Source organism: Microbacterium lemovicicum (genome assembly GCF_003991875.1).
GTDB lineage: Bacteria > Actinomycetota > Actinomycetes > Actinomycetales > Microbacteriaceae > Microbacterium > Microbacterium lemovicicum.
The window spans coordinates 950,266-976,732 of record NZ_CP031423.1 but is presented as its reverse complement, the minus strand read 5'-3'; the positions used below and the strand labels follow the sequence as shown (position 1 = coordinate 976,732).

Annotated in this window: 28 protein-coding genes; 17 read left to right on the top strand and 11 right to left on the bottom strand. The window is 70.1% G+C overall.

What is annotated here, in order from left to right; translation table 11 throughout:
- Positions 1-141: 141 nt before the first annotated feature.
- Positions 142-981 carry a hypothetical protein gene (locus CVS47_RS04515; RefSeq protein ID WP_127095018.1) on the top strand — a complete coding sequence of 280 codons (840 nt, stop codon included), beginning with the start codon at positions 142-144 and terminating at the stop codon, positions 979-981.
- Between the two features lie 71 nt (positions 982-1,052).
- On the opposite strand, the gene CVS47_RS04510 is transcribed toward CVS47_RS04515, so the two are convergent.
- The 3 genes from CVS47_RS04510 to CVS47_RS04500 all read right to left on the bottom strand — a co-directional run bounded on the left by CVS47_RS04510 (position 1,053) and on the right by CVS47_RS04500 (position 3,277).
- A complete protein-coding gene (locus CVS47_RS04510; protein ID WP_127095017.1) occupies positions 1,053-1,448 on the bottom strand; it encodes a VOC family protein in 396 nt (131 codons plus the stop codon).
- Positions 1,449-1,538: 90 nt separating this feature from the next.
- Positions 1,539-2,708 carry a GDSL-type esterase/lipase family protein gene (locus CVS47_RS04505; RefSeq protein ID WP_127095016.1) on the bottom strand — a complete coding sequence of 390 codons (1,170 nt, stop codon included), beginning with the start codon at positions 2,706-2,708 and terminating at the stop codon, positions 1,539-1,541.
- Positions 2,705-3,277 carry a TetR/AcrR family transcriptional regulator gene (locus CVS47_RS04500; protein ID WP_127095015.1) on the bottom strand — a complete coding sequence of 191 codons (573 nt, stop codon included), beginning with the start codon at positions 3,275-3,277 and terminating at the stop codon, positions 2,705-2,707. Before CVS47_RS04500 ends, CVS47_RS04505 begins: the two co-directional genes overlap by 4 nt.
- 146 nt (positions 3,278-3,423) lie before the next feature.
- On the opposite strand from CVS47_RS04500, the gene CVS47_RS04495 reads away from it, so the two are divergent.
- Together CVS47_RS04495 and CVS47_RS04490 are read left to right on the top strand one after the other, a co-directional pair.
- On the top strand, positions 3,424-4,221 hold the full coding sequence (locus CVS47_RS04495) for an MOSC domain-containing protein (protein WP_241240278.1): 798 nt from the start codon (positions 3,424-3,426) through the stop codon (positions 4,219-4,221).
- A 78-nt stretch (positions 4,222-4,299) separates the two neighbouring features.
- On the top strand, positions 4,300-5,142 hold the full coding sequence (locus CVS47_RS04490; RefSeq protein ID WP_127095014.1) for a dienelactone hydrolase family protein: 843 nt from the start codon (positions 4,300-4,302) through the stop codon (positions 5,140-5,142).
- Positions 5,143-5,238: 96 nt separating this feature from the next.
- Here the strand turns inward: CVS47_RS04490 and CVS47_RS04485 are convergent, their stop codons facing one another.
- Together CVS47_RS04485 and CVS47_RS04480 are read right to left on the bottom strand one after the other, a co-directional pair.
- Positions 5,239-5,949: a hypothetical protein gene (locus CVS47_RS04485; RefSeq protein ID WP_127095013.1), complete on the bottom strand. Its 711-nt coding sequence runs from the start codon at positions 5,947-5,949 to the stop codon at positions 5,239-5,241.
- 211 nt (positions 5,950-6,160) lie between these two features.
- On the bottom strand, positions 6,161-6,742 hold the full coding sequence (locus CVS47_RS04480) for a dienelactone hydrolase family protein (protein ID WP_127095012.1): 582 nt from the start codon (positions 6,740-6,742) through the stop codon (positions 6,161-6,163).
- 147 nt (positions 6,743-6,889) lie between these two features.
- Here CVS47_RS04480 and CVS47_RS04475 point away from each other — a divergent pair, with 147 nt between their 5' ends.
- Positions 6,890-7,687 carry an aspartyl protease family protein gene (locus tag CVS47_RS04475; protein ID WP_241240277.1) on the top strand — a complete coding sequence of 266 codons (798 nt, stop codon included), beginning with the start codon at positions 6,890-6,892 and terminating at the stop codon, positions 7,685-7,687.
- A gap of 17 nt (positions 7,688-7,704) precedes the next feature.
- Here the strand turns inward: CVS47_RS04475 and CVS47_RS04470 are convergent, their stop codons facing one another.
- From CVS47_RS04470 to CVS47_RS04455, 4 genes are all read right to left on the bottom strand, one after another.
- Entirely contained in the window at positions 7,705-8,250 is a 546-nt protein-coding gene (locus CVS47_RS04470) for a DUF2087 domain-containing protein (RefSeq protein WP_127095011.1), read from the bottom strand.
- 5 nt (positions 8,251-8,255) lie between these two features.
- The gene (locus tag CVS47_RS04465; RefSeq protein ID WP_127095010.1) at positions 8,256-8,447 is read right to left on the bottom strand and encodes a hypothetical protein; all 192 of its coding nucleotides are present in this window, start codon (positions 8,445-8,447) and stop codon (positions 8,256-8,258) included.
- 69 nt (positions 8,448-8,516) lie between these two features.
- A complete protein-coding gene (locus CVS47_RS04460; protein ID WP_241240276.1) occupies positions 8,517-9,524 on the bottom strand; it encodes a class I SAM-dependent methyltransferase in 1,008 nt (335 codons plus the stop codon).
- A gap of 270 nt (positions 9,525-9,794) precedes the next feature.
- Positions 9,795-10,505, bottom strand: a complete 711-nt coding sequence (locus CVS47_RS04455) for a hypothetical protein (protein WP_127095009.1) — start codon at positions 10,503-10,505, stop codon at positions 9,795-9,797.
- A 139-nt stretch (positions 10,506-10,644) separates the two neighbouring features.
- Here CVS47_RS04455 and CVS47_RS04450 point away from each other — a divergent pair, with 139 nt between their 5' ends.
- The 4 genes from CVS47_RS04450 (at position 10,645) to CVS47_RS04435 (ending at position 13,032) form a co-directional block, all read left to right on the top strand.
- On the top strand, positions 10,645-11,154 hold the full coding sequence (locus CVS47_RS04450; RefSeq protein WP_127095008.1) for a DUF1990 family protein: 510 nt from the start codon (positions 10,645-10,647) through the stop codon (positions 11,152-11,154).
- A gap of 78 nt (positions 11,155-11,232) precedes the next feature.
- Positions 11,233-12,015, top strand: a complete 783-nt coding sequence (locus CVS47_RS04445; RefSeq protein WP_127095007.1) for an alpha/beta fold hydrolase — start codon at positions 11,233-11,235, stop codon at positions 12,013-12,015.
- A 72-nt stretch (positions 12,016-12,087) separates the two neighbouring features.
- Positions 12,088-12,552 (top strand): DUF2255 family protein, encoded by a 465-nt coding sequence (locus tag CVS47_RS04440; protein ID WP_206502748.1) that lies wholly within the window; start codon positions 12,088-12,090, stop codon positions 12,550-12,552.
- 15 nt (positions 12,553-12,567) lie between these two features.
- A complete protein-coding gene (locus CVS47_RS04435; RefSeq protein ID WP_206502747.1) occupies positions 12,568-13,032 on the top strand; it encodes a GNAT family N-acetyltransferase in 465 nt (154 codons plus the stop codon).
- 46 nt (positions 13,033-13,078) lie between these two features.
- Here the strand turns inward: CVS47_RS04435 and CVS47_RS04430 are convergent, their stop codons facing one another.
- Together CVS47_RS04430 and CVS47_RS04420 are read right to left on the bottom strand one after the other, a co-directional pair.
- Positions 13,079-14,413: an MFS transporter gene (locus CVS47_RS04430; protein ID WP_127095005.1), complete on the bottom strand. Its 1,335-nt coding sequence runs from the start codon at positions 14,411-14,413 to the stop codon at positions 13,079-13,081.
- A gap of 267 nt (positions 14,414-14,680) precedes the next feature.
- Complete coding sequence (locus CVS47_RS04420; protein ID WP_127095004.1) at positions 14,681-15,706, bottom strand: LacI family DNA-binding transcriptional regulator; 1,026 nt, start codon at positions 15,704-15,706, stop codon at positions 14,681-14,683.
- Positions 15,707-15,873: 167 nt separating this feature from the next.
- Between CVS47_RS04420 and CVS47_RS04415 the strand changes: the two genes are divergently transcribed.
- From CVS47_RS04415 to CVS47_RS04375, 9 genes are all read left to right on the top strand, one after another.
- Positions 15,874-17,172, top strand: coding sequence for an ABC transporter substrate-binding protein (locus CVS47_RS04415; protein ID WP_127095003.1), 1,299 nt, complete (start codon positions 15,874-15,876; stop codon positions 17,170-17,172).
- 70 nt (positions 17,173-17,242) lie between these two features.
- Entirely contained in the window at positions 17,243-18,190 is a 948-nt protein-coding gene (locus CVS47_RS04410; protein ID WP_241240275.1) for a carbohydrate ABC transporter permease, read from the top strand.
- A gap of 3 nt (positions 18,191-18,193) precedes the next feature.
- Positions 18,194-19,087 (top strand): carbohydrate ABC transporter permease, encoded by an 894-nt coding sequence (locus tag CVS47_RS04405; RefSeq protein WP_206502746.1) that lies wholly within the window; start codon positions 18,194-18,196, stop codon positions 19,085-19,087.
- Positions 19,084-21,027 (top strand): glycoside hydrolase family 127 protein, encoded by a 1,944-nt coding sequence (locus tag CVS47_RS04400; RefSeq protein WP_127095002.1) that lies wholly within the window; start codon positions 19,084-19,086, stop codon positions 21,025-21,027. Before CVS47_RS04405 ends, CVS47_RS04400 begins: the two co-directional genes overlap by 4 nt.
- A gap of 110 nt (positions 21,028-21,137) precedes the next feature.
- Positions 21,138-22,238 carry a phosphodiester glycosidase family protein gene (locus CVS47_RS04395; RefSeq protein WP_127095001.1) on the top strand — a complete coding sequence of 367 codons (1,101 nt, stop codon included), beginning with the start codon at positions 21,138-21,140 and terminating at the stop codon, positions 22,236-22,238.
- A gap of 5 nt (positions 22,239-22,243) precedes the next feature.
- Entirely contained in the window at positions 22,244-23,395 is a 1,152-nt protein-coding gene (locus CVS47_RS04390) for a glycosyltransferase (protein ID WP_127095000.1), read from the top strand.
- Positions 23,392-23,994 (top strand): DUF4956 domain-containing protein, encoded by a 603-nt coding sequence (locus tag CVS47_RS04385; protein ID WP_127094999.1) that lies wholly within the window; start codon positions 23,392-23,394, stop codon positions 23,992-23,994. Before CVS47_RS04390 ends, CVS47_RS04385 begins: the two co-directional genes overlap by 4 nt.
- A complete protein-coding gene (locus tag CVS47_RS04380; protein WP_127094998.1) occupies positions 23,991-24,827 on the top strand; it encodes a polyphosphate polymerase domain-containing protein in 837 nt (278 codons plus the stop codon). Before CVS47_RS04385 ends, CVS47_RS04380 begins: the two co-directional genes overlap by 4 nt.
- Positions 24,809-26,404: a carbohydrate-binding domain-containing protein gene (locus CVS47_RS04375; RefSeq protein ID WP_127094997.1), complete on the top strand. Its 1,596-nt coding sequence runs from the start codon at positions 24,809-24,811 to the stop codon at positions 26,402-26,404. The genes CVS47_RS04380 and CVS47_RS04375 overlap by 19 nt, the downstream gene beginning before the upstream one ends.
- Positions 26,405-26,467: the final 63 nt, after the last annotated feature.

Below are 26,467 nucleotides of genomic sequence, written 5' to 3'. Positions count from 1 at the left end.
CGCTCACCCGAGTGGTGAGGTGAGCGCCTGCCGGCTCGTCGCGCACACGACGGGTCGCCGTCGCCCCGGCCGGCGCAGGACGCGGGAGATGTTCACCTGCCGGTCTTCACGTCCTGCCGCCCCCGGAGGCACAATCGGATCGTGCGCAGACGCGGGGGGTTGGTGGCGGGTGGCGTCGCGGCGGCCGGTCTGGCGCTCGGCGCAACCATTCTTCTCTGGTGGGCGATCGACGAGACGCACTTCCCCCGGACGGATGCCGCGTTCGATCAGCTGACCGACACGCTGTCGGCCATCCCGGGCGTCACCCTCGACGGGTCGGAGCGCTGGGTGGAGTCGCCGACGTTCTCCGACGCGCGGGCGTGGATCGGCGCGACCGTCGACGAGTCCGCCCTCGACGCCGTCAGGGAAGCCGCGTGCCTGAGCCCGTACCCGGACGACGTCGACTGGGCTCTCCGGGTCTCCACCGACGGCGGCAATGCTGTGACCCTCTCGATCGGAGAGGAAGGAACAGGACCCTGTCCACTCGTCGGCCTCGACGCTGCTCCGCTCTTCGATCGACTCGACGACGTCGTCACCGGCCTCGCGCTGTACGCGAACGTGCAGGCCGACGGCCGACTCTCGCTTCTCGCCGAGGAGGATCCTGCCGACGGCGTCGGCGGACTGCTGCCGCTGGTCGCCCACGCGGAAGACCTCCGGGATGCCGCGGGTATGGACTCGACCACGGCCGTGGAGGTCGGCGCACCGTCGCTCGGTGTCGTCGTCGCAGCAGGCGAGCAGGAACGGCTGTCCGCGATGCTCAGCGCTCTGGTCGACGAGCACGGCGTCACCAGGTACTTCGCGGACGGCGGACCCCAGATCGACGGCGTCGACAAGGTGCAGGTCGTCGCCCCCGCGGAGGAGCACCGAGCCGTCGAGGCTCGCGTGCGCGACTCAGGGCTGCCCGTGGCGGATCTTCCCGTCCGCTTCCTGCCCTCGGATTAGACGCCCGACTTCGACCGCGAGGGACGCGTCCACGCCTTCCCGAGGTGTTGTTCACGCCTCGGAGAATGGCGTCACCGGCGTGTTCGGAGGTGAGGCTGGACCACGGTGACGGCATTCCCATCGGGGTCTTCGAAGGTGCCGACGGTCACCGAGCTCACGTCGACCGCATCGATGCGGAACTCCTGGGTGTCGAAGGCCACGTGCACGCGCTCCAGCGACTGTGCGAAGAGGGCGATGTCCTCCACATTGATCGTCACCATCCCACCACCGGCGCGCCCCGCGTCCTCACGGAGCTGCAGCGTGCCGTGCTCCGGTACGCGGTCGGGCGTCAGGTAGTAGTCGGCGATGGTGGGCGCGGGATGAGCGTCGGGCTCCCGACCGAGCACCTCCCCGTACCACTCGACCGCCTTCGCCAGCCGGCGAACGGGGAGGCCTGCGAACACCGTGAGAGCTGAAATCTCCGCCATGACCGGCAATCTAGCGCGCCGAGCTCCTCTGCACCTCCCCCTCAGCGCCCGTCGATCGCGAGCACGTGGATGTCGACGGGACAGGCGTGCTCATGAGGAAGATGCAGCAGCGAAGGGCGGTGTCCCACCGCGGACGCGGAGCAGCGTGTCCGCGAACCGCCGCCCGATCAGCTGGTGTGCCTCCGCGTCGGGATGCAGGCCGTCCGCGAGCGGCAGACGCGATGCGTCGTCGGAGCCGAACAGGTCGAGTCCGTCGAGGTAGTGCAGATGCGGGTCAGCGGATCGTCGCTCCACGAGGGACGCCAGCTCGCGGCGGATCACCTCCAGGGTCAGGGCTCCGGCGGCGACATCTGCGGGGTCACCGGTCGCGATGAATCTCACCTGATCGGTGCCGATCGTCGCGGGGTCGAATGCACCGGGTCCCGGTGTCGCCTCGTGGATGCCGGCGAAGACCGGCGAGATGAGAACGACGGGCGTGTGCGGGTGGCCGTCGCGGATCGCGTCGAGGAACCCGTGCACGGCGGGCACGAACGCGCGCAGCCGCATGGCATCGGCGTTCACGACGTTGATGCCCAGTGCCACGCTGATGACGTCGGCGGCGCTGTCCCTGATGACCCGGGCCATGAAGGGGTCGACCATCGCGCTCCCGCCGAATCCGAGATTGCGCAGGTCGACGCGCGCGTGCCGGGCAGCGACGGCGGGCCAGATGTCACTGGGCGCGCCGGCGTTGGATCCCTGACTGATGGACGATCCGTGATGCACCCAGACGGGCAGGGCTTCGTGCGAGGGGACGAGCGGCGCGTCGGATCGGAGTGCGACGAGGTCGACCGTCTCGTTGTGCGGCAGCCAGATCTCGATGCGCTTGTCGGACGCCGGCAGCTCTCCGAACACGCTCACATGCGAAGCGCCCGGGACGAAGCCCGTGGTCCCGTCGGTGAGGTCGACGGTGATCGCGTCACCTCCGGCCAGCGTGTCGCTCTCACGGAACTCACCGTCGACGAAGAGGTCGACGCGGCCGCGCGCACGGTCCGCGCCGCGATACACCACCCGCGTGGAATGGGTCGTCAGCTCGATCCGCTGCGCCGTGGAGCGGAAGGACATCCGGATGCCGGACGGCTGCGATTCCATCATCAGCAGCTGAGGGTCGGGAAACTGCTCGCGCACCCACGGAGGGAGGCGGTGCAGACGGAGCCCGTGTGTCGCCGGTTCGAGCGTCGCCCCGCCGCGGAACAGCGCCGGCTCGATGGGAGTGGTGATCATGCTGCGGCTCCCCACGATGCGAACGCGCCGTCGAGCATGTCGATGGTGCGTCGCCACGACTCCTCGACGTCGTGATCGCGATGGTCGAAAGCCCCCGTCCGCTCCAGACCGATGAATCCGCCGATGGCCGCGCCGGCCACGCGCACCGCGTGGACGGCATCATGATCGGCGAGGCCGTAGCCACGGAGGACGGCGAGTGCGAGCGTCGCGACCCTCGACGACTCGTCGGACTGCGGCACGCCCACCTCCGCGCGGCGCTGCAGGGACTCCCAGCACCCGGGACGCTCGCGCGCGTAGCGCCGCTGCGCCTCGCCCATGGCGAAGAGCGCTTCGGCTCGCGAACGTCCGGCGATCGCCGCTCCGATCGTGTCGGCCAGTTCGTTCATCGCGAGCTTCTGCACCCCGGCGAGGATCGCCTGCCGGTCGCGCACGTGTCCGTACAGGCTGGCGCTCCGCACGCCGAGCTTCTCAGCCACCGCGGACACGACGATCGCGTCGAAGCCGTCGCGATCGGCGAGCGCTGCAGCCACGTCGATGACGAGGGCGGGAGTCAGAGTGCGGCGTGTCACACGCCCATCCTAATCCTCTTCGGATTATTCCGACACGTATTAGCTTCCGTCGGCGCGGTTCTTCTCCATGGGAGCGGCCCCTCGACGCCTGCGGAGTATCAGCTCGCTGTGCGGCGCAGACGGCGGGTAGCGTGACACGTGTGCAGGTGACCCGGCTCCGCCTCTACCCGATCAAGTCGTTCGCCGGCGGGGATGTCCGCTCGGCGCGCGTGCAGCCGTGGGGGCTCGAGGGCGATCGCCGCTGGGCGGTCGTCGATCCGGACGGCGAACCCGTGACCGCGCGCGAGGCGAACGGTCTGCTCGCTCTCACGGCCGACGTCCTCGCCGATGGCGGGCTCCTGCTGGGCGACGGGCGGTCCGATCCTCTCCGGGTGGATCTGCCGGCGGATGCTGCGCCCGTCCCGGTCGGCTACTCGCGTCAAGGCACCGCGCTGCCGGCAGGCGACGAGTCGGCCGAGTGGCTGACCGCACGACTCGGACGCGACGTCCGCCTCGTGTGGCAGCCGGACCCCGCTGCACGCACCGTCAACCCGGCGCATGGCGGACTGCCCGGCGACCATGTCTCGCTCGCCGACGTCGGCCCGCTCCTGCTGACCAGCGAGACGTCCCTCGCGCAGCTCGACCGGTGGACCGAGGACGACACCGCACCCCTCGACATGGTGCGGTTCCGCCCGAACGTCGTCGTCGACGGCGAGGCACCGTTCGCCGAAGACGACTGGTCGTCCGTCCGCCTCGGCGAGACCGCGTTCCGCGTCGCCGGCAGGTGCGATCGCTGCGTCATGACGACGATCGATCCGGTGTCGCTCGCGCGCGGCAAGGAGCCGATCCGCACGCTCGCGAAGCATCGCAAGAAGGACGGCAAGACCTATTTCGGCGTCTGGCTCGTGCCCGTGCTCGACGGCAGGCCCGCGGTCGTCGCGGTCGGTGACGACGTCTCCGTCTGAGCTCGGGCCGATCCGGATGCCCTCGGGACCGGTCCGGGATCGGCCTCCTCGGCGCCGTGCGCTGCTGAAGGCACGACGATGGAGGGAGCCACGACCGCAGGCGCTCCACCCGGGACCGCCGTGCTCGATGCCGCATGGGAGTACCGCGTGAACACCTACACCCCGCCCCTCACCCGGATCCTCGAGCGGGAGCCGCTTCCCGAGGACGGCATCGTCTCCGGCGACGTCGACTACGAGGCCGACGGCGTCGCCTACCGGGGCTACAGCGCGCGACCGGCCGATGACGGCCGGCATCCGGGCATCCTCGTGGTGCACGACTGGCTCGGCGTGACGGACTACGTCCGCATGCGCTGCGACATGCTCGCCCGGCTCGGCTACAGCGCCTTCGCCGGGGACATCTATGGGGCCGACATCCGCCCCACGCCGGAGGAGGCCCCGGCCGTCGCAGGAGGTTTCTACAGGGATCGCCCACTGTGGCGGAAGCGGCTCGGGGAGGCATTCGACCAGCTCCTGACCGAGCCCTCCGTCGACCCGAGCCGCACCGCCGCGATCGGATACTGCTTCGGCGGATCAGCGGTGCTGGAGCTCGCGCGCACCGGCGCCGAGGTGGGCGCGGTGGTCAGCTTCCACGGCGGCCTGCCGACCGGGCCGGCGGGAGAGGCTGCTCAGATCGCCGCGAAGGTGCTGGTGCTGCACGGCGCTGCCGATCCGGTCGCGCCGGACGACGCGATGCTCGCCTTCGTCAACGACCTCCGCACCGCCCCCGCCGTGGACTGGGAGCTCACCGTGTATGCCGGCGCGATGCACGCCTTCACCCTCCCCGATGCGAACGACCCCGCGCACGGCGCGCAGTTCAACGCCATCGCGGAGCGTCGCAGCTGGAGCGCAATGAAGGACTTCCTGGTCGAGACCTTCCACTGAGAGGCGGTATCGACCCTGGCTTCCGCGGCACCGCCGCGACGCACGCGTCGTCGAGCCCGAACCCCTCCTCGAGTGTGACCCAGGACGGGGAACCACTCATGAGTCCGCTCTTCCGCCGGTCTGCGGCAACGGTGTGTCGGTGTACGTCGTCAGGAGAGCGGAGACGAGCAGCGCGATGCCGGCCGCAGCCGTCGCGACCGCTCCGACCGATTCCGTCCACGGCGTGCTGTCGAACGACTGGTATCCGACGAACGCGGGAGCGATGACGAAGGCCGCGGCCACGTAGCCGGGCCAGGTCGCTCCCACAAGCAGGAGGCACGCGACGGCGGTCGCCCACGACCGTCGCACCACGGTGGCTGCGATCGCGACGAGGCCCACCGCGGCCACCGTGCCGAGCAGGAGAGCAGCGACCGGGGAGACCAGCGCCGACGGCACGCCGAGGATCCCGGACAGAAGAGCATGCGCACCCGCGTACGCGAACCAGAGGATCACCGGAGCAGCAGCGACCGAGGCGACCGTAAAACGCCGGCCCCCCACGAAGACCGCCAGTCCGACGCCGCACGCCAGGAGAAGATCAGCGACGCCGGCGAGTTCGGCCGCAACCCCGATCGGTACCCACGGCTGCTCGGGGAACATGTAGTCGAACAGGTGGTCTTCGATGGACCGACCTTCTTGCACCGGATCAGCCTGGGCCCACCGCTGAACAGCGGCGATCTGCTGCAGCGCGGCGGACCCGAGAAGGAGCAGCGACGCGATGAGCCCCGGGAACCGCCCGCGGGCTGCCTTTCGAGGGGCTGAGCCGGTCATGTTGTCACCGTAGGGGGCGGCGGCGGCGCAGCATCCGACCAGGAGATGAACTCCGCCTGCACAGAAGACGCGAGCGTTCGGCGGTGACGGTCAGCGGTGCGCCCGGCGCTCTGTCGCACGTCGAGCGTGAACCCGGTGTGAGAGCCGAGAGCATCCCTCGCTCCTGTCCGAAGGTTCGGACCGCAGCGCCCGCGGCCAGCGGCGACAGAAATCAGGCGCCGACGCGCTCGAGGAACGCCGTGACCCTTGCCATCACGGTCTCGGTCGCCTCGGCGTCGTAGCCGGGCAGCGAGCTGTCCGAGAAGAGGTGACCGTCGCCGGGGTAGAGGTAGAGCTCCGACCCGGGCACGGTCGCGACGATCTCGCGCGCCGAATCGGCGTCGCCGTCGCCGATGAAGAACTCGTCGGCGTCCATCCCGTGGATCTGCGCGGGCACGCTCGGCGGCCACGGACCGAACCCGTCGTCACCGACGGGCGCGCATCCCTCCAGGAGTACCGCTCCACGAGCGCCGTCGCGGGTCTGGGCGAGGCGCTGCGCGGGCATCGCGCCGAGGGAGAAGCCGCCGTAGACGATGTCGGACGGGAGAGCGGCGGCCGCGGCATCCGCTCGCTCATCGGTGTCGATGCCGCTCTCACGCCGGTACGCGAAACCCTCGTCGATCGTGGCGAACGTGCGGCCGTCGAACAGATCGGGCGTGATCACCTCGTGGCCCGATTCGCGCAGGCGGTCGGCGAAGGCGTGGATGCCGGGGGTCAGACCGAGCACATGATGGAAGAGCAGGACGGTGGTCATGGCGTTCCTCCGATGGACCGTGGGTGATCCATCAATCTAGGACCCACCACGGACACGAGCACGAGGTCTCAGCCCCGTTGGTGCGGACTGCGGGGTCGCAAGAACGTCGCGGTCATAGGCTCGGTCCACGATGACGGATCGGGGGTGGTGAGGGTGATCGTTGCCGTGGAGCTGGACCTCGAGCCCGACCCGGACGTTCCCGAGGCGCTCATGGTGTCGGTCGTCGCAGAGATCGACGGCGTGCGGCAACGGCTCATCGTCGACACGGGTGGTGCGCACAGCGCGCTCGCCGAGGGCGATCTGAGCCGGATGCTGGTGCCCGCGGCATCCGGGTCCGATCCCGGTCGCGGGGTGTTCGGAGTGGGTGATCGCGGCGACAGTGTGGAAGCGGCCGAGATGACGATCGGCGGCCTGCGGGTCGACCGGCCGCGCTTCGATGTGGAGCGGCTTCCGGCGGCGCCGTCCCTGCTCGGACTCGACGTCCTCGGGGCACACCGCCTCGACTTCCTGTTCTCCGAGGCTGTCCTCGAGTTCGACGGCGACCGCGCCGTGGACGAGCGGCGCGATCTCGTCCGGTCGTCGCGGCGGCATCCGTACGTGCAGGTCCGCTGGGGCGACGTGGTGGCCGATGCGATCTGGGACTCCGGTGCGAGCATCAGCATCGTCGACCGCGGTTTCACCCGCCGTCACAGCGGGCTGTTCCGCCCTGACGGCTCCTCCCACGGGATCGATGCCGGCGGGTCCGAGTCGGCCGTGGACATGGTGCGGATGGAGGCCGTGACGGTCGGCGGCAGGACGTTCACCCCGACGATCGCCGGGGTCGCCGACATCGCCGGGATCGAGCGGCCCGGCGATCCGCCGTTCGACCTCATCCTCGGAATGCCGGTGCTCCGGCAGGCCGACTGGGCGCTGCACCTCGCCGAAGGCTGGTGGGGCTACCGCTAGATCGCTCTCGGAGACGTTCAGTCCTCCCGCATGTGGGGCGGGGATGCGCCGTCACCCTCAGCCGGTCGCGCGTACTCCGAGCCGGATCGGGTCCGCTCGAGCAGGCCGTGGTCGACGAGATGCCGCCGGAGGAGCGCCACGTCGTCCGCCACCGCGGCGAGCCGGCTGTTGAGTGTCTTCTCGTCCAGCACCTCGCCCGGTTCGACGGTCTCGCGCGCGATCTTCTCGAGAAGCGACGCCCTCACCGCCGGCTGCGTGGGATAGCCCGTCAGCCGTCCTCCGCCGTCGAAGAACCGATCCACGCGCGACGGTCTCGGCGGCGCGGGGTCCGCCGCCAGCGCGTTCGCGAAGACGTCCGGCGTCTCGACGAGTCGCCCGTCGGCGCCGTGCCGGACCAGCCCTGACGTGATGAGGACGTCGACGACGCGACGCCGCCGGGAGGGCGAGAGGCGTTCGAGGGCGGGCAGACCATCGACCCCCAGCACCACCTCGGCGAACACCTCGCGGGCAGCCGGGTTCGACAGGGCCGCGATGATCCCGCGCCAGTTCGTGTCGGACGACATGCCACTCACCTCTCGTTGCCGCGCTTGTAGTTGCCGGTCGCCCGTGCCATCACCTGCTGCGGATCACGGCGCTCGATGTCGGCGAGGAAGGCGACCGCAGCGGTTCCGCGCAGGGTCGTCGCGAGGCGTCCGTGATGGCGGATCACGACCTGCGTTCCGCGGATCGTGAAGTCGAACCCCGTCGGTGTTCCGGCCATCCCCTCAGGATGCCGCAGTCGCGTGCACGATGCGGAATCAGGGCTCGGCGACGCCTGCGGGAGTGGGCGCTAACTCGCCGCGCGGACAGTGCCCCGGGCGGCCCAGGCAGAGCCTGTCACCTCGAACGGCGCTGCCGGCATCGCGGCGCGCACTGAGACCTCCAGCGCGGCGCGGCCGTCGTCGTCGAGCGCGTCGATGTAGGAACCGACCGGTCCGGCACCGCGGAGGTAGGGCGTCCACCAGTCCTCGAACGTCGGGTGCAGCACCCGAACGGTGAGCGCGCTCTCGACGACGTCGTCCAGTCCCGCCCCGACGAGGTACTCCGCAAGCTGGCCTTCGCTCGTGCCCGGAAGCGCGGACTCGCGGGGCGCGGACGGATCGACAATGCTGAGCACATCCCAGAACCGGCTCAGCGGGCTCGCTCCTCCCGCATGATCCCAGACACACGCGGCGACGACGCCACCGGACCGAGTGACCCGAGCCATCTCGCGGAGATCGTGTACGGGGTCGGTCATGAAGTGGACGACGAGCTGCGCGAGGGTCGCATCGAAGTCGTCGTCCGCGAACGGAAGCGCGCCGGCCGTCGCGACCTCGATGCGGGACGCCGGGAAGCGCTCGCGCGCGGAAGCCGCATAGCTCTCCGACGGGTCGACTCCGGTGACGGAGCGCGCGCCGACACGAGCGATCAGCTCGGCGGTCAAGGCCCCCGGACCGCAGCCGACGTCCAGGACCTGCTGCCCCGCCCGCACACCGGCGAAGTCCGCGAAGGGCGCGCTCAGTCCCGCCGAGTAGCGCCCCATGAAGCGGTCGTAGTCGACCGCGGCACCGTCGAAGCCCATGCGCACACCGTAGACCGCGATGAGGAGGTCGGTGACCACGGGGGCGAGCGAGTCGCCGCTCGCGGGCGCCACCGTGGCGACGCCGTCGAACGGCGCGATCGGGCGGGCGACGGCCGCCCCCGCGACCGACAGCGCGCCCACGACCGCCGCGAGGACGATCGCCGTGCGGCGCAGCCCCCCGCCGCCAATCCGACCACCGTCACGAGCCCGGTGATCGGCACCCCGGCGATCGTCCACACCGCCAGCACCACCGGGCTCGGATCGACGCTCCCCCAAGCGCCCAGCGCGAGGTAGGCGATGACGGCGACGGCAAGGCCGGTCAGCCAACCGCGCGTGCGCTCGGGAGCCCGTGCGGCCAGGAGTGCCGTACCCACCCCGCCCGCGACCAGGCTGACGCTCGAAACCGGATGCGTGGCGAACCCGCCGACGCCGTTCAGATACAGCACGAGGTCGACGACGAGGAGCGCGACACCGATGCCGGCGAGAGCCCCGACCACGCGCATGAACTCATTCTCCCGTTCGCACGGCTCCCGCACCACGCTGGGCGTGACGAAAGCCGAACCAGCCGAGCACCGCCCAGACGACGGTCTGAATGAGGGCGAGCCCGATCGTGATCGCGGTCCCGGGCGCGGACGGGACGAGCGCGAAGGCGAGCACGAGCAGGATGACGGCCACCAGCACCCACGTCGGCAGTGTGCCTGAGAGGCGCGCGCCGACCGCGGTCACGAGAGCGCCGAGCGCGATCACCGCCTGCGCGGCCAGGATGTACGGGACGAGCGAGGCCGTGCCCACGGTGTCGAACGCCTCGACGACGGCGCGTCCGGTGGCCTCATCGAGGATGCCGCGGTGCGAGGCCCAGTCGTACGGAAGGGAATGTGCCGTCGCGACGAGGGCGAACAGCGTGCCTCCGACCAGGAGCAGCGTCGCCCCCAGCCAGGTGACGACCCTTCCGCGTCCGCGGCCGAGCCGCCACGCGAGGATCGCCTGGGCGGTGAAGCCGATGGCGTACGCCGGGCCGAAGACGAGGAGGTTCATGGGCCAGTAGGCATCGCCGAGTCTCCGGAGGTCGTCGTAGGTCATCGATCCGTCGTAGCCCTCCCAGATGGCGAAGACCTGTCGCGCGACGAGGGCGATGAGTAGCGCGACGAAGGCGATCGTCGACGAGGTGGACGGCGCCACGAGTCGGGTGGCGGAATGCGGAGCGAGTGTGGTGTGCATGGAGCCACGATCGGGCCGCAGCGGCGCGGGCGGTATCCGTGCCACCACGCACATCGCGTGATTGCGGGTCCTCGAGCGTGGAGATCGCGCCGTGCCGCCGGCGCGGACCCGGCGGGCTCGTCGGGCGTACGGTGGACGGATGCCGGAGCTCACGTACCCGCAGGTGGGCGCCACCGCCGGCGCCCTGCCCGACGGCTACCGGCACGTGCGCATGCAGCGGACGATCGGCCACGGAAGTGACGTCTTCCAGCGGGCGGCCGACGACCTCCTGCGCGGAGAGGCGCAGAGGCGCGCCGGTGTCGACATCTCGCTCTCGCAGGTCCCGGTGCGCGTCGGTTCGACCGTGGAAATGCGTCTCCCTCTCGGATTCGTCGCCTTCTCCGCACCATGCCGCGTCGTCTGGGCCGAGCGCACGCCCGATCGGGCGGGTTTCGCCTATGGCACACTTCCTGGTCATCCTCTCCGCGGTGAGGAGAGATTCGAGGTGCGGCTCCTGCCCACCGGTGACGTCTGCTTCTTCATCACGGCCTTCTCCGCTCCTGGGCGGTGGTTCACGCGACTCGGCGCTCCCCTGGTCCGAGTGGTGCAGACCAGCATGATCCGCCGGTATCTCGGCGCGCTCGTCGAACGCCCGCGCGACGACGCGTAGGCCGCCCGCCGGTCACCTGTGGTCACCGGGATGTCAATCCACTCGTGCGGCCGGGATCCTCTGCCCTAGGGTCGCGGGATGACGCTGAACTTCATCCGACGCGGGAGTGGCAGCCCCCTCCTACTGGTTCACGGTCTGGGGGCAGGCTGGCGATCCTGGACCCCGATCCTGGATCGATTGGCCGAGCACCGGGAGGTCATCGCGGTCGACCTGCCGGGATTCGGACACACACCGCCCTTGCCCGGTGAGGTCTCGATCGCCACCCTGACCGACGCGGTCGCGGACTTCATCCGCGAGCAGGGGCTGGACGGGATCTCGACCGCCGGTCAGTCGATGGGCGGACGGATCGTGCTCGAACTCGCGCGGCGGGGCGTCGGTGGAGACACCGTGGCGCTGGACCCGGGCGGGTTCTGGAGTCACCGCGAGCTCCTCGTCTTCGCCGCGACCCTGCGGCCGTCGATCGCTCTGGTCCGGGCGCTGCGGGGCGTGCTGCCGACCCTGCTCGGCACTCCCGTCGGGAGGTCTCTGCTGCTGGCTCAGCTGTCGGCGCGACCATGGGCGCTGTCGCGGGAGATCGTCCTGCCGGACGTGCGCGGACTGGCGGATTCCCCCGCGACGGGCGCGGCCATGGACGCCCTTACGAAGGGCCCTCCGCAGCAGGGCGCTCCGGCCGGCACGGTGCCCGGCCGAGTCACGATCGGCTGGGGACGGCGAGACCTGGTGACCGTGCCCAAACAGGCCGCGCGCGCCACAGACCTGTTCCCCGATGCCGTGCTGCACTGGTTCGAGCGGTGCGGTCATTTCCCCCAGTGGGACGCGCCGCGCGAGGCGACGCGACTCATCCTCGAGAACACCGACTGAGGTCGACGAACGACGCTGAATGCCGGACGACCGGTGAACCGGTCACCGCTTCAGCGCATCGAGTCCCTGCACGTGAACGGGGAACAGCGTCCGGCGAGGCAGAAGAATGGCCTCATGACATCAGGTGAGAAGCCGTCGGCGCCGGACTCCGTGGCCTGGTGTGCTGACGACCTCCAACGCATCTCCGACACCCTCGAGCTGCCGATCTCCATGGGGCGCGCCGACTCTTCCGCCTCCGACTGGACACCGATCTGGGTGGTCGTTGCAGGCGAGCACGTGTTCGTCCGGACATGGCACCGGCGCACGACGGGCTGGTATGGCCGAGCTGTTGCACGGCGGCGAGCGCGGGTCCTGCTCTCTGCCGACATCATCGACGTGAGCGTCACGCCGGTCGGCGACCACGACGCTGCGGCGATCGACACGGCGTACCGGTACAAGTACGGTCTCGGCGCGGCATCCATGGTCACCGACGAGTCTCGTGCGTCCACCCTGCGCCTCTCGAGACTCGACACAGCCGGGTCACCGGATGAGGGTTGAACGAGAATCGATCGCGTGCCCCTCACCCTGCTCGCGCCGGCCGAGGTCGGATCGCTGCGTGACTTCCTCGCCGAATCAGATCTGACCATCGCCGGGCTCGATGCCCCGAGTGTCCGCCTCTGGGTCGAACGCGGCGCCGACGGAACCATCACCGGCAGCACGGGCTACGAACTGAGTCACGACGGGAGTCACGCGCTCATCCGGTCCGTCGCCGTGATCCCCGGTCGACGCCACGGTGGTTCCGGCACACGACTGGCAACCCACGCACTGACCCGAGCCGCGGCCGAGGGCGCCCATCGCGCCTGGCTGTTCTCGCGCCGTTCCGGGTCGTTCTGGCAGAGCCTCGGGTTCTCACCGGCGGATCGCGGTGACCTCATCAGGGTGCTCGCGGATGCACATCAGGTGCGGCTCTTCCAAGAGACCGGGCAGCTGGATCAGGAGGTCGCGTGGTCGCGACCTCTCGCCCGCTCATCCGCCTGACCCCCCGGCGCGGTCTCCCGTCACCCGGCGTTCCAAGGGCGGTAGCTCAGACGGGGGTGCTCTCGATCGTGTGCTGGTCGCCGTGTCGCGCGTTGCGCAGCGGCGAGAAGACGATGACGAGAGCGGCGACGGCGAAGACGGCCGCAGCGATGCCGATGGTGACCCGGTAGCCCAGGAGGGTCGCGAGCAGTCCGGCCAGCAGGGCTCCGAAGAAGAAGATCACCCGGTTGGCGGTGCGGATGGTCGCATTCATCCTGCCCTGCAGGGCATCGGGTGCCACGGCTTGGCGGTAGCCCATCTCGTTGGCGTCCTCGATTCCCTGCGACAGCGCGTAGAGGAACTGCGCGGCAGCGAGCACGGGCACGAGAAGCGCAAGCGAAGTGGCGGCTGTGAGAGGAAGGAGAGCGAGCGTCAGCCAGGGCGCAACCGTCACGATCCGGCCGAGGAGGATCGCTCGTCCTGCCCCGACTCGAGAGCCGACGCGGGGAGCGAGGAGAGCGCCGAGGAAGCCGCCGAGCCCGCCGACGGCGAGGATGAGGCCGAAGGCCCACTCCGGGACGTCCAGCTCTCGCAAGGCGAAGACGCCGAACAACGTCGTCACGATGCTGTTCGCGAGGAACCAGAGATGGACGGAAACGGCCAGTGGCAACAGCATCCGGTGCCGGTAGGTGTACCGCATGCCCTCAGCGATGTCATGGCCGATGTGACGACCGGGTGCGCGAGCCTTCCGCCGTGTCTCTACGACCCGGATACGGGACTGGAGAAGCGCCGCCACCGCGAGGATGACCGCCTCGAACACGAAGAGCAGCGGTGCGCCGACGAGAGTGATGAGCGCGCCGCCGAGTGCGGGCCCGGCGGTGCCGGCCACCGTTGCGCTCTGACCGAGCCGCGCGTTCGCCATCACGAGCGACCGTCGCGAGACGAGGTGGGGCAGGAACGGCTGAGCGGCGGAGTCGGCGAAGAGCGTGAGGACGCCCAGAGTGAGGACGACGGCCGCGAGAGACCAGAAGTTCAGCGCATTCGTGAGAACGAGCACGGGGATGGATGCGAGCGCGAGCGCGCGTCCGATGCTCGTGATGACGAGGGTGGGCTGGCGTCGCCACCGGTCCATCACGGCGCCGACGATCAGTCCGAGGAAGAGGTAGGGGACGACACCCAGGGCGCTGAGGATGCTGATCTGAAGGGCCGTCGCACCGATGACGGTGACGATCAGCACCTGGAAAGCGACGCCGGCGACCGCGCTTCCGAGGGCTCGGATGGTCGTCGCGCTCCAGAAGAGCGCGAACGCCGGAACGCGGAGCACCTCTTCGGGGCCGCCGCCGCCGGGGGCGTTGGCGCCGGGGGCGCCGGCGCCTGGGGCGTCTCCCGCGACCTCGCTCACCCTCGCCAGCCTATTGCGCGGTGAGGGCCCGCCCACGGGCCCCGTGGCTGTCGCGGATCTACTCTCCGTCCGCGGAGCGCGACGCACGCCGTCGTGACGGCGCGCTGATGGTCACGAAGAGGTTCCGGCGATCTCGCGCAGGGTGGCGAGGTGATCCTTGAAGCTCAAGGTGCGCGCCCGATCGAGCGCTGCCACGATCGAGAATCGCACGGCGTTCTGCAGCAGCTCGTCGAGCCGGTGGCGAGGGTGCTGAGTCGTGGCGTCCCCTCAACGCCGGGCGATGGTGGAGCCGCGGATGACCAGCCGCACCGGCAGGTGGTGCACCCCTTCGCCGACATCGACGCCGTCGATGGCATCGAACACCCGCTGGGCGGCGTGGCGTCCGAGCTGCTGGAGATTCGCATCGATGCTCGTCAACTGCGGCCGCGAATTCGTCGCCAGCAGCTCCCAGTTGTCGTAGCCCATGACGGCCAGATCGTCGGGCACATTCCGGCCGAGGTCGCGGGCGGTGTCGAGCACGCCGCGGGCGAGCTGATCCGAGCCGCAGAAGATCGCATCGATCTCGGGATGCCGCGCGAGCAGCATCGCGGAGGAGTCCCGGCCCCAGTGCTCGCTCCACTCGGAGAACATCGGGTCCCCCACGAGCTCCAGCCCCGCAGCAGAGAGCGCCGACCGCGCCCCGGCCAGGCGGTCTTGGGCTGCGGCATAGGACGGGTCGCCCGACACGTGTGCGATGCGGGTGCGTCCGCAGGCGATCAGGTGCTCCACCGCCATACGGCCGCCCGCGTAGTTGTCCGGGGTGAGGGAGAGATCGCGCTCGTCATCGGACGGCGCGTACGCGTAGACGACCGGAACGGGAAGGTCCTGGCCCAGCGAGGGGCGGGGGTCGGTCTGGCGGCCCACGACGATGATCCCGTCGACGCGCCGGCTCAGGAGGGCTTTGAGGTGGTGCTGCTCGCGGATCGCGTCGCCACGCGCATCACAGAGGAAGACGTTGATCTGACCCGCCCCGAACGCGTCTTCCGCCCCCATGAGGATGGGCAGCATGAATCGGCCTTCGAGGTCGCTCGTGAGGAGGCCGACGGTTCCGGTTCGCCCGGCGAGCAGGCCGCGCGCCATCTCGTTCGGTGTGAAGGAGAGTTCCTGGGCGGCCGCGAGCACACGCGCGCGCGTCGCCGCGGCGACGTCGTCGCGACCGTTCAGCGCTTTCGATGCGGTCGCGATGGATACGCCGGCCCGACGGGCGACGTCATTGAGCGTCGTGGCGCGCATGGCCCCTTCGCTGGGTGGCATGAATTCTCCTGTTGCGAAAACGTTACCGGTGCTCCCTGTTGACACTATCGCCTCCCCGCGCTAACTTTTCGAAATGGGTTTCGGACTTTTCGACTCCCATCCTTTTCACCCCGCTGTCCGGGCACCTCGCCACGGAAGCATCTCGATGGAGAGCACGAGGAGAAGCAATGACCCACTTTCGACGTCGGTCCGCGGTACGGACCATCGCCGCGATTCTCGCCACGGGGGCCCTGGTCGGCTCCCTGGCCGCCTGCTCCGGCGGCAGCGGCACCACCACCCCCGCCGCCGACATCCCCGCGGAAGGCGTGGATGACGGCTCCACGCTCACCCTGTGGACACGCGCTCCGCTCGAGAAGCAGGCCAAGCTGCTGGTGGAGGCGTACAACGCGTCGCACGAGAATCAGGTGGAACTGACGGTCGTGCCCAACGACGACTACGTCGCGAAGGTCGGTGCCGCAGCCGGCTCGAACGGCCTGCCCGACCTCTTCGCCGCCGACATCGTCTACGTGCCGAACTGGGTGGAGCAGGGGCTCTTCCAGGACATCTCGACCCAGATCGACGGCCTGTCCTTCAAGGACACCATCAACAAGGGTCACCTCGCCGCCGGCACCTCGGACGGGAAGGAGCACGTCCTTCCGTTCGTCCTGGATCTGTCGATGCTGTTCTGGAACAAGGAGCTCTTCAGCGAAGCGGGTCTCGACCCCGACAAGGCCCCCGCCTCGATGGAGGAGTTCGCCGACGCCGCCAAGAAGGTGCAGGCACTGAACAAGCCCGACACGTACGGCACCGCGACGGGTCTCAACTGCGGCGGATGCCTCGTCTTCACCTGGTTCCCGAGCATCTGGGCATCCGGCGATCAGGTCATGAACGACGAGGGATCCGAGTCGAAGCTGGCAGACGACAACGCGAAGGAGGTCTACTCGACGTGGAAAGACCTCTGGGACAGCGGAGCGGTTCTTCCGAGCTCGCAGGACGAGGCCGGTCCGACGTGGACGGCCGCCTTCACCGAGGGCAAGGTCGGTCTCATGATGTACCCCGCCACGCTCCTGTCCTCCACGCCGTTCGAGGCGGGCGTGGCCGGAATCCCGGGTGTCGATGGCGGCGCATCGACCTTCGTCGGCGGTGACGGCATCGGCGTCTCGAAGGACTCGCAGAAGAGCCCGCAGGCGTGGAACTTCCTGAATTGGATGATGTCCGAGGACGCCCAGGTCGGCGTGCTCGCCAAGGACAACGACGTCGTGTCGCGGTCCGACCTCGCCACGAACGAGTACTCCTCGAAGGACCCGCGCCTGGTGACGATCAACGAGGTCGCCGGCGAGGGCGACACCCCCGTCGCGCTGAACTTCCAGCAGGCGTTCAACGCACCGGGCAGCCCGTGGCTGACCCTGGTGCGCAACGCCGTCCTCGGCGACGGAACATCCGTCGACGCGGACAACGACGCGATCACCGACGTTCTCGGTCAGTAACGGTCGGGGCGCGCGGTCACTGGCACCGCGCGCCTCACCCCGTCCCGCCCCACCGCCCCGGAGGAACACCTTGGCCACCGACATCCGTCCCGCCGCCGTCGCCGTCGGCGCCGACACGCCCCCGAAGCCTCCGCGCCGACCGCGCTCGTCGCGCCGCGCGCGTCGGGCCGCCGCGACCGGCTGGCTCTACGCCGCCCCCACGGCCCTGTTCGTCCTGCTGGTCTTCATCGTCCCGCTGGGCCTGGTGCTGCAGATGTCGGGCTCCGACTGGCCGCTGCTGTCGGGAAACCGCGGGCCCAATCTCCCCGAGAACTTCGTCGACGCCGTCGACCACCGCCTGTTCTGGCAGTCGATCGGCTTCACGCTGACGTACACGGTCATCACGACCGTGCTTCTCATCGCCCTCGGCCTGGGACTGGCCCTGCTGGTGCAGGAGTCGACGCGGTGGAAATCCATCCTGCGCACGTCGTTCCTCGTCCCCAGCGCCCTCGGCCTGGCGTCGGCATCCCTCCTCTTCTACGTCCTCTACTCCCCCTACGCGGGGCCGTTCGCCGACCTCATGTCCGCGTGGGGCTTCACCTTCCTCGGCACACCCGAGGGTGCGCTCTGGTCCACGGTGTTCCTCATCGTCTGGCGCTACGCGGGCTTCTACATGCTGCTGATGCTCGTCGGACTGCAGGGCATCCCCGACGAGGTGTACGAGGCCGCGCGCATCGACGGCGCATCGCGGTGGCAGACCTTCCGCGGCATCACGCTGCCGCTGCTGCGTCCGACCCTCGCGCTCACGGTCGTGCTCTGCGTGACCGGCTCGCTCCTCGCCTTCGAGCAGTTCTACATCCTCACCAAGGGCGGACCGGACAACAGCACCATGACGATCGTGCAGCTGATCTACAACGTCGCCTTCCAGGGCCAGAACAACCTCGGCATCGCCGCCGCCCTCTCGGTGATCGTGCTCCTTGCACTCATCGTGATCAACATCTTCCAGCTGCGCTTCTTCCGCAGCGCAGACGAGAGCTGAACCATGACCACCACCGCACGACCTCCGTTGGAAGCCACCGCGCTCATCCGCGTCGAGGAGCCCCGGCCCCGCCGCCGATCACGTCGCCTGCTGATGGGCATGCCCTACGGCGTATTCACCGCCGCACTCGCGATCATCTTCCTGTACCCGCTGGTGTGGACCGCCGTGTCCTCGTTCGAGCCCCGCGCCGGCACGAGCCAGACCGACGGCTGGGGGTTCGGCAACTACGCGTCGCTGGCGAACTACCAGGCGGGCATCTGGGTCTACCTCGGCAACTCGCTGTTCGTGTCGCTGCTGACCGTGGCGCTCACGCTCCTCGTCTCACTCACCGGCGGCTACGCGTTCGCCCGCTTCTCGTTCCCCGGCAAGAACGCGCTGTTCCTCACCACGCTGGCGATCCTGATGGTCCCCTACGCGACACTGCTCATCCCGCTCTACGTGCTGCTGACCCGCGTCGGCCTCGGCAACTCCCTCGTCGGCGTCGCGCTGGTGCTCACGATGTTCCAGCTGCCGTTCTCGATGTTCATGATGCGCATCTCGTTCGAGTCGATCCCCCGCGAGCTGGATGAGGCGGCGATGGTGGACGGATGCTCCAGCTTCGGCGCTCTTCGCCGGGTGCTGCTTCCCGCGGTGAAGCCCGGACTGATCACCGTCGGGCTGTTCGCCTTCCTGGCGGCGTGGAACGACTTCATGGCCCCGCTGATCCTCATCAGCGACAGCAACCGGATGACTCTCCCCCTCGCCGTGGCCAATCTGCGCGGACAGGTGCAGGGGGTCGTCGACTACGGCGCGACCGAGGCCGGGGTCGTCGTGCTCGCTCTGCCCTGCATCATCCTGTTCCTCCTCCTCCAGCGTCACTACGTGCGCGGCTTCATGACCGGCGCCTTCAAGGGATGACCATGACCTCCACCACCACCACCACCGCACCCCTCTCCCCCGTCGCACCGCCCGCGGGAGCCCGCCGGCCCCTGGGCCAGGACGAGGTCCGCATCACGGGCGGCTTCTGGGGGGCTCGTCAGGACGTCAACGCCCGCGCCACCCTTGCTCACATCCGCAGCCGGCTGGAGTCCGAGGGCTGGCTGGGCAACTTCGACCTCGCCGTCGCGGGCCGTCTCCCCGCAGGACGCCGGGGGCGCGAGTTCTCCGACTCCGAGGTCTACAAGTACCTCGAGGCCGTGGCCTGGGAGATCGGGCGGCGCGGCGACGCCGAGCTCGACCGGCTCTTCGCCGACACGGTGCGCCGAGTCGCCGCCGCACAGGAACCCGACGGGTACCTGAACACGCAGTTCGGGCGCCCAGGCCAGGCGGCCCGCTGGTCGGATCTCGAGTGGGGCCACGAGCTGTACTGCCTGGGGCACCTCTTCCAGGCCGCCGTCGCGCGCGGTCGCACGCGTCCCGGAGCCGATGACGGGCTCCTGGACGTCGCCGTCCGCGCCGCGGATCTCATCTGCGAGGTGTTCGGCCCCGGCGGACGGTCGGCGGTGTGCGGTCACCCCGAGGTGGAGGTCGGGCTCGCCGAGCTCGGCCGACTGACCGGCGACGCGCGCTACACCGCGCAGGCCCGGTTGTTCGTGGAGCGCCGGGGACACGGAACGCTGGCCGACATCGAGTGGGGCCGCTCCTACTTCCAGGACGACCAGCCGGTGCGCGACACCTCGTCGCTCCACGGACATGCGGTGCGGGCCAACTATCTCGCCGCCGGCGCGGTGGACGTGGCCGTCGACACCGATGACCGTGGACTGCTGGATGCCCTCCGGCAGCAGTGGACGCGCACCGTCGCCCGCCGCACGTACATCACCGGCGGTCAGGGCTCCCACCACCAGGACGAGGCGTTCGGCGAGGACTGGGAGCTGCCGCCGGACCGCGCCTACTCCGAGACATGCGCGGGCATCGGCTCCATCATGTTCAGCTGGCGCCTCCTGCTGGCGGACGGCGATGCCGCGTACGCCGACCTGATCGAGCGCACCCTGTACAACGTGCTGGCCACGTCCCCCGATCCTCGAGGCACCTCGTTCTACTACGCGAACACGCTCCACCAGCGGGTGCCGGGCATTCCCGCAGACCCGTCGACGACATCGCCGCGGGCGTCGTCATCGTTGCGGGCGCCGTGGTTCGACGTGTCGTGCTGCCCGCCGAATGTCGCGCGCACGCTGGCGAGCCTCGACGCCTACCTCGCCACCGTCGACAGCGCCGGCGTCCAGCTCCACCAGTACGCCCCGGCCGAGATCCGTACGACGCTGCCCGACGGACGCGCCGTCGGCTTCGATGTCGAGACGGACTATCCGCGCACGGGGCTCATTCGCCTACGCATCGTCGGCGACAGCGAGGCGGAGTGGACACTCACGCTCCGCGTGCCGGCCTGGGCGGAGGGGGCGACCGTGACGGTGAAGGATGCCGGAGCCGCGAGCACTCATGATGTGCCGACCGGCCCCGTCGAGCTGCGTCGCGCTTTCCTCGACGGCGACATCGTCGAGCTGCTGCTGCCGATGGCGCCGCGGTTCACCTATGCCGACACCCGCATCGACGCCGTCCGCGGTTGCGTCGCCGTGGAGCGCGGCCCCGAGGTGCTGGCGCTGGAGTCCGTCGACCTGCCCGGCGGTCTCGTCGATGTCGACGACGTGCGCATCGACACGTCAGCCGGACTGCGCGAACGCGACGGGCGGGTCTGGGCCCGCGTGCAGCAGCTGCGCGACGAGGACGGCTCTTGGCCCTACTCCCCTGAGCCGACGGACGGACGCGACACTGCCGATGTCACGGGCGAAGTGCCACTCGTTCGCTACCACGACTGGGCTCTGCGCGGCCCGTCGACGATGCGCGTGTGGGTCCCCACGGCCTGAGGCCGGCGGGCGGCGGATCGCCTCGCCCTTCCCATCCGGACGGGACACTCTTCCGGAAACCACAGGGACGATGAACGTCCGGTGAAGGGCGCGTCCGTATCCCTGGAGGCATGGACACCCCGCCTCCCCCGCACCACGCTCCCCGACCTGACGACGAGACCCCTCATGAAGGTGTCGCGGGGCCGGTCCGACGCCGGCGCACGACACGCCGGCGCATCCGCAACGCGACCATCGCCGGAGGACTCGCCGTGCTGTTGGCGGCGGGAGGAACGGCCGCGTGGGCGGCCGACCGATTCCTGATCGAGCACGTCGAGATCTCCGACGTCTCGGCGTACGAGGCCGAGCATTCTCCCGTCTCGACGGAAGCCGGCGCCAGCGCCTCGGCGACAGCGTCTGCGTCTGCGTCTGCGTCTGCGTCTGCGTCTGCGTCTGCGTCTGCCGAGGGCACCGCCACAGAGGCGGTCGTCACCGACTCCTCGTACTCCGACGCCGACAGCACGATCACCGTGACGCAGGTGACCACGGGGTCGGGAGACGACACCGTCACGTACTACGTCGCCGACGTCGTCGTCTCCGACGCCACACAGCTGCGATCCGCGTTCGCGAAAGATCAGTTCGGTGAGAACATCACCGAGACCACGAGCACCATAGCGGCGCAGAACGATGCGGTCTTCGCCGTCAACGGCGACTACTACGGCTTCCGCACGACGGGCATCGAGATCCGCAACGGCGTCGTCTACCGCGACGACGGCGCCCGCGAGGGCCTGGCGTTCTACACCGACGGACACGTCGAGGTCTACGACGAGACCGCGACCACCGCGGAGGAGCTCGTCGCCGCCGGGGTGTGGAACACCATCTCGTTCGGCCCGGCCATCGTCGAGGACGGTGCGGTCGTCGACGGTATCGAAGACGTCGAAGTCGACACCAACGTCGGCAACCACTCCATCCAGGGCGAGCAGCCGCGGACGGCGGTCGGCGTCATCGACGCGGACCACTACGTGTTCGTCGTCGTCGACGGGCGATCAGAGGGCTACAGCAAGGGCGTCACGCTGACAGGACTCGCCGACATCATGACCGGGCTCGGCGTGACGACCGCCTACAACCTCGACGGCGGCGGCTCGTCGACCATGTACCTCAACGGGGTCGTGGTGAACGAGCCGTCCAACGGCGGCGAGCGCGGCACGAGCGACATCCTCTACGTGGCCGGCTGACCGCGGTGATCATCCTCATCCCCGCGTACGAACCCGGCGAGCACCTCGTGCCCCTCGTCCGCGACCTCCTCGACCAGGATCCCGACGTGGAGGTCCTGATCGTGGACGACGGCAGCGGCGACGCCTTCGAGGGGCGCTTCGCGGCGGCGCACCGCGCCGGCGCCCGCGTACTCGCGCACCCGGCGAACCGCGGAAAGGGCGCGGCCCTGAAGTCCGGCTTCCGCGACATCGACGAGAGAGGGTCCGGCGACGACGTCGTCACCGCGGATGCCGACGGGCAGCACACCGCTCGCGACATCCTGCGGGTGGCCGACGCGCTGCGGGCGGATTCGGCCCGGGGCGCGTCCGTGCTCGTGCTCGGAGCGCGCGGCTTCCGCGGCGAGGTCCCCCTCCGGAGCAGGGTCGGCAACGCGATCTCGCGGGCGCTCTTCCGGGTGGCGGCCGGGTGGGGCGCCTCCGACACGCAGACGGGACTCCGCGGCATCCCGGTCGGCATGCTGCCCTGGCTGCGACAGGTGCCCGGCGAGCGCTTCGAGTACGAGATCGAGATGCTGCTGCGCCTCGGACGAGCGGGGTTCGCCGCCCGCGAGATCCGGATCGAGACCGTCTACCTCGCGCAGAACGCGTCCAGCCACTTCCGACCTCTCGTGGACTCGCTGCGTGTCACGCTCCCGCTCCTGCTGTTCGCCGCGTCCTCCTTGCTCGCCTTCCTCGTCGACACGGTCGCGCTCCTGATCCTCCAGGCGCTGACGGGTTCGCTGCTCGCCTCCATCGTCGGCGCACGGCTGGTCAGCGCGAGCGTCAACTTCGCCGTCAACCGGCGGATCGTCTTCCGCGGGCCCCGCCGCACCCGGGTCAGCACGCAGGCTGCGAGGTACGCCGGCCTGGCTGCGCTCCTCCTGGCGTCGAACGTCGTGTGGATGGAGGCGCTCACCGGGGCGGGCCTTCCGCTGCTCCTGGCCAAAGCGGTCACCGAGGCGGTGCTTTTCGTCACCAGCTTCCAGGTGCAGCGGCGCTTCGTCTTCGGCCGCAGCGCGACCGCAGGACGACCAGCCGACGTCTCCGGACGCTTGGCTCCGTCACAGGAACGCTCAAGGAGCGCGCCAGACGGCCCGGCTCAGATGGACATCACGCACCGCTTCGAGAGGACCCCATGAACACCACGCTCCTGCTCATCACCGCCGACATCGTCGCTGCCGGCATCCTGAGCTTCGCCCTGTACTACCGCCGTCACCGCCGCCGCGACCTCGTCGTCGCCTTCCTCGGAGTGAACATCGGCGTCCTGGCCGTCACGACCGTGCTCGGCTCGTCGGAGGTCGCCGTCGGACTCGGCCTCGGGCTGTTCGGGGTGCTGTCCATCATCCGGCTGCGCTCCTCAGAGGTCTCTCAGCGCGAGGTCGCCTACTACTTCTCCGCGCTCGCCCTTGGTCTCGTGTCCGGACTCCCGACGGCGCAGCCGTGGATCCCGCTCTCGCTCATGACGCTCGTCCTGGTCGTCATGTGGGCGGCCGACCACCCCGCGCTGCTGAGCCGTTCGCGCCACCAGAGCGTGCACGTCGATCGGGCGATCGCCGACGAGGACGCGCTCCGCGCCGAGCTCGAGCGCCGGCTCGGCGCGACCGTGACCTCGCTCACCGTGCAGCACCTCGACCTCGTCGACGACACCACCCTCGTCGACGTCCGCTACCGGCTGCCGCGTATCGCCGCAGCCACGCCCGTCTCGCACGAGGCCCTCGTCGAGGAGCAGGCGCGATGACTGCGACACTCGACCTCAGCCGCTTCGAGGGCATCGATCTCGAGCGACTCATCGCCGACGCCGCTCTACAGACCCGCGTCGACCGGAAGTATGTCCTGACCCGGGATGCCGCGGCTCGCGTCGTCGCATCGCTGGATGCGCGCACGCTGGTCCTCGACACCGCGGGAGCCCGCTCGTTCCGCTACGAGTCCGTCTACTTCGACACCCCCGACCTGCTGAGCTTCCGCATGGCGGCTCAGCCGCGGCGCCGGCGCTTCAAGCTCCGCACCCGCACCTACCTCGACTCGCGAACCGCGTTCCTCGAGCTCAAGACCCGCGGGGCTCGCAGCGCGACGGTCAAAGACCGGGTGGAGTACCCGGCGTCCGATCGTCGCCGCCTCACCGAGATGGCCCGCGATTACGCTGCGGAAGGCCTGGATTCCATCGGCGTCGGAGGTCGGCGGGCCGACGACCTCGGAGTGCGGCTGACCACCCGGTACCGTCGTGCCACGTTCGTCTCGGCCGACCGCGCGGCCCGCGCCACCGTCGACGTCGACCTGGAGTGGGACGACGTGGCCGGCCCAGTGCTCACCACACCGCACCTCGTGATCCTCGAGACCAAGTCGCCCGCGGCGGCCTCCGATGTCGACCGAGTGCTGTGGCGGGCCGGCCACCGGCCGGTGAGCATCAGCAAGTACGCCACCGGCATGGCCGCCCTGCATCCTCACCTCCCCCGCAACAAGTGGGCGCGGCTGCTCCGCGGCCCTTTCGCCGGCGCCCTCCTCCATTCCCCTGATTCCGTCCGCTCACCCATCACCCGAAAAGAGGAGACATCATGCGCAGACGCCGCCTGATCCTGCCCGCCATCCCCCTCGGCATCGCCGCGCTCGTCCTCGCGGCCTGCGCGACGACGACCGTCCAGCCGGCCGCCACCGCGGCATCCGACATCGCCGCGGTGACGGAGAACGCCGTCGCGCAGACCACGGATGCGACCGCCGACGCGCTGATCGCCGCGAACGAGAACGCGACGGTCGTCCGAGACGACGAATGGTCCGCGGCGGACGCCGCAGACGTCACTCTGAGCGGCTCGACCGCGACGACGACCTCCGCGGGGGTGTCCGTCGACGGTGCGACGGTGACCATCACCACCGCCGGCGTCTACCGCCTCTCCGGCACACTCGACGGCTCCGTCGTCGTCTCGGCAGCTGACGACGCGCAGGTCGTCCTGATCCTCGACGACGCGACCATCTCGAACGCCGACGGCCCGGCGATCGAGGTCGTGACCGCCGACGACGTCGCCGTCTCCCTGGCCGACGGGACGACGAACGCGCTGTCGGATGCCGCGGCCTACGCCGACGACGCGGACGCGAACGCCGCGCTCTACAGCTCCGCCGACCTGACCATCACCGGCACGGGTGCCCTGGTGGTCGACGGCAACGGCAACGACGGCATCACGAGCACCGACGATCTCGCCATCCTGTCAGGCACGATCAGCGTCACCGCCGCCGACGACGCCCTTCGGGGGAAGGATTCTGTGACGATCGAGGGCGGGACGCTCTCGCTCACGGCGGGCGGAGATGCTCTCAAGAGCGACAACGAGGAAGAGGCCGCACGCGGCTACGTGCTCATCGAAGGAGGCACGATCGATGCGACAGCCACCGACGACGGAGTGGACGCGCTCACCGACGTCATCGTCACGGGAGGCGAGCTGAATGTCGCCACCGAAGGCGACGGTCTCCACGGCGACGTCGCGCTCGCGATCGCCGGCGGCAGCGTCACCGTGTCGCAGTCGTACGAGGCGCTCGAGGCCGCAGCGATCACCCTCTCGGGCGGCCAGATCGACATCACGGCATCCGACGACGGTGTGAACGCATCCGGCGGTTCGGGCTCCAGCACAGGCGGCGGCATGCAGGACACCGGCGAGACGCTCACGATCGCCGGCGGCACCATCGTGGTCGACGCCGGCGGAGACGGACTCGACTCGAACGGCTCCATGACCATCTCCGGTGGCACCATCACCGTGTTCGGTCCGACCAGCGACGGCAACGGCGCGCTCGACACGAACGGGGTGTTCTCCGTGACCGGCGGCACCCTGCTCGCCGTCGGAAGCGCAGGCATGGCGGAATCGCCCGGCGACGGATCGACGCAGTCCTGGATCTCCGCGGGCGCGTCGGGGAACGCCGGTGACACGGTCGAGCTCACGGATGCCGACGGCACTGTCGTGGCGACCTTCACGGCCGAGAAGACGTTCCAGTCCGTGGTCTTCTCCTCGGTCGACCTCGAGGACGGCGCGACGTACAGCGTCCTCGTCAACGGCATCTCGGCGGCGACAGTCACCGAGGGCACCGCGACCGCCGGCGGCATGATGGGCGGCGGCGGCATCGGCGGCGGCCCGGGGTCGGGCGGCCCCGGATCAGGCCCCCGAGGCTGACTTCCACCGTCCAGCCGGTCCGACCATGGGCGGGTCCCCGCGTCACGCGGGGACCCGCTTCGC

Excerpts from the sequence above, each read along its gene's own strand:
- CVS47_RS04465 (WP_127095010.1), bottom strand. The coding sequence starts at position 8,447 with ATGGCCGGAACACCGACGGGGTTCGACTTCACGATCCGCGGAACGCAG.
- CVS47_RS04505 (WP_127095016.1), bottom strand. The coding sequence starts at position 2,708 with ATGATCACCACTCCCATCGAGCCGGCGCTGTTCCGCGGCGGGGCGACG.
- CVS47_RS04415 (WP_127095003.1), top strand. The coding sequence starts at position 15,874 with ATGACCCACTTTCGACGTCGGTCCGCGGTACGGACCATCGCCGCGATT.
- CVS47_RS04490 (WP_127095014.1), top strand. The coding sequence starts at position 4,300 with ATGGAGGGAGCCACGACCGCAGGCGCTCCACCCGGGACCGCCGTGCTC.
- CVS47_RS04485 (WP_127095013.1), bottom strand. The coding sequence starts at position 5,949 with ATGACCGGCTCAGCCCCTCGAAAGGCAGCCCGCGGGCGGTTCCCGGGG.
- CVS47_RS04470 (WP_127095011.1), bottom strand. The coding sequence starts at position 8,250 with ATGTCGTCCGACACGAACTGGCGCGGGATCATCGCGGCCCTGTCGAAC.
- CVS47_RS04400 (WP_127095002.1), top strand. The coding sequence starts at position 19,084 with ATGACCATGACCTCCACCACCACCACCACCGCACCCCTCTCCCCCGTC.
- CVS47_RS04455 (WP_127095009.1), bottom strand. The coding sequence starts at position 10,505 with ATGCACACCACACTCGCTCCGCATTCCGCCACCCGACTCGTGGCGCCG.
- CVS47_RS04450 (WP_127095008.1), top strand. The coding sequence starts at position 10,645 with ATGCCGGAGCTCACGTACCCGCAGGTGGGCGCCACCGCCGGCGCCCTG.
- CVS47_RS04510 (WP_127095017.1), bottom strand. The coding sequence starts at position 1,448 with ATGGCGGAGATTTCAGCTCTCACGGTGTTCGCAGGCCTCCCCGTTCGC.
- CVS47_RS04380 (WP_127094998.1), top strand. The coding sequence starts at position 23,991 with ATGACTGCGACACTCGACCTCAGCCGCTTCGAGGGCATCGATCTCGAG.
- CVS47_RS04405 (WP_206502746.1), top strand. The coding sequence starts at position 18,194 with ATGACCACCACCGCACGACCTCCGTTGGAAGCCACCGCGCTCATCCGC.
- CVS47_RS04480 (WP_127095012.1), bottom strand. The coding sequence starts at position 6,742 with ATGACCACCGTCCTGCTCTTCCATCATGTGCTCGGTCTGACCCCCGGC.
- CVS47_RS04445 (WP_127095007.1), top strand. The coding sequence starts at position 11,233 with ATGACGCTGAACTTCATCCGACGCGGGAGTGGCAGCCCCCTCCTACTG.
- CVS47_RS04420 (WP_127095004.1), bottom strand. The coding sequence starts at position 15,706 with ATGCCACCCAGCGAAGGGGCCATGCGCGCCACGACGCTCAATGACGTC.
- CVS47_RS04375 (WP_127094997.1), top strand. The coding sequence starts at position 24,809 with ATGCGCAGACGCCGCCTGATCCTGCCCGCCATCCCCCTCGGCATCGCC.
- CVS47_RS04385 (WP_127094999.1), top strand. The coding sequence starts at position 23,392 with ATGAACACCACGCTCCTGCTCATCACCGCCGACATCGTCGCTGCCGGC.
- CVS47_RS04395 (WP_127095001.1), top strand. The coding sequence starts at position 21,138 with ATGGACACCCCGCCTCCCCCGCACCACGCTCCCCGACCTGACGACGAG.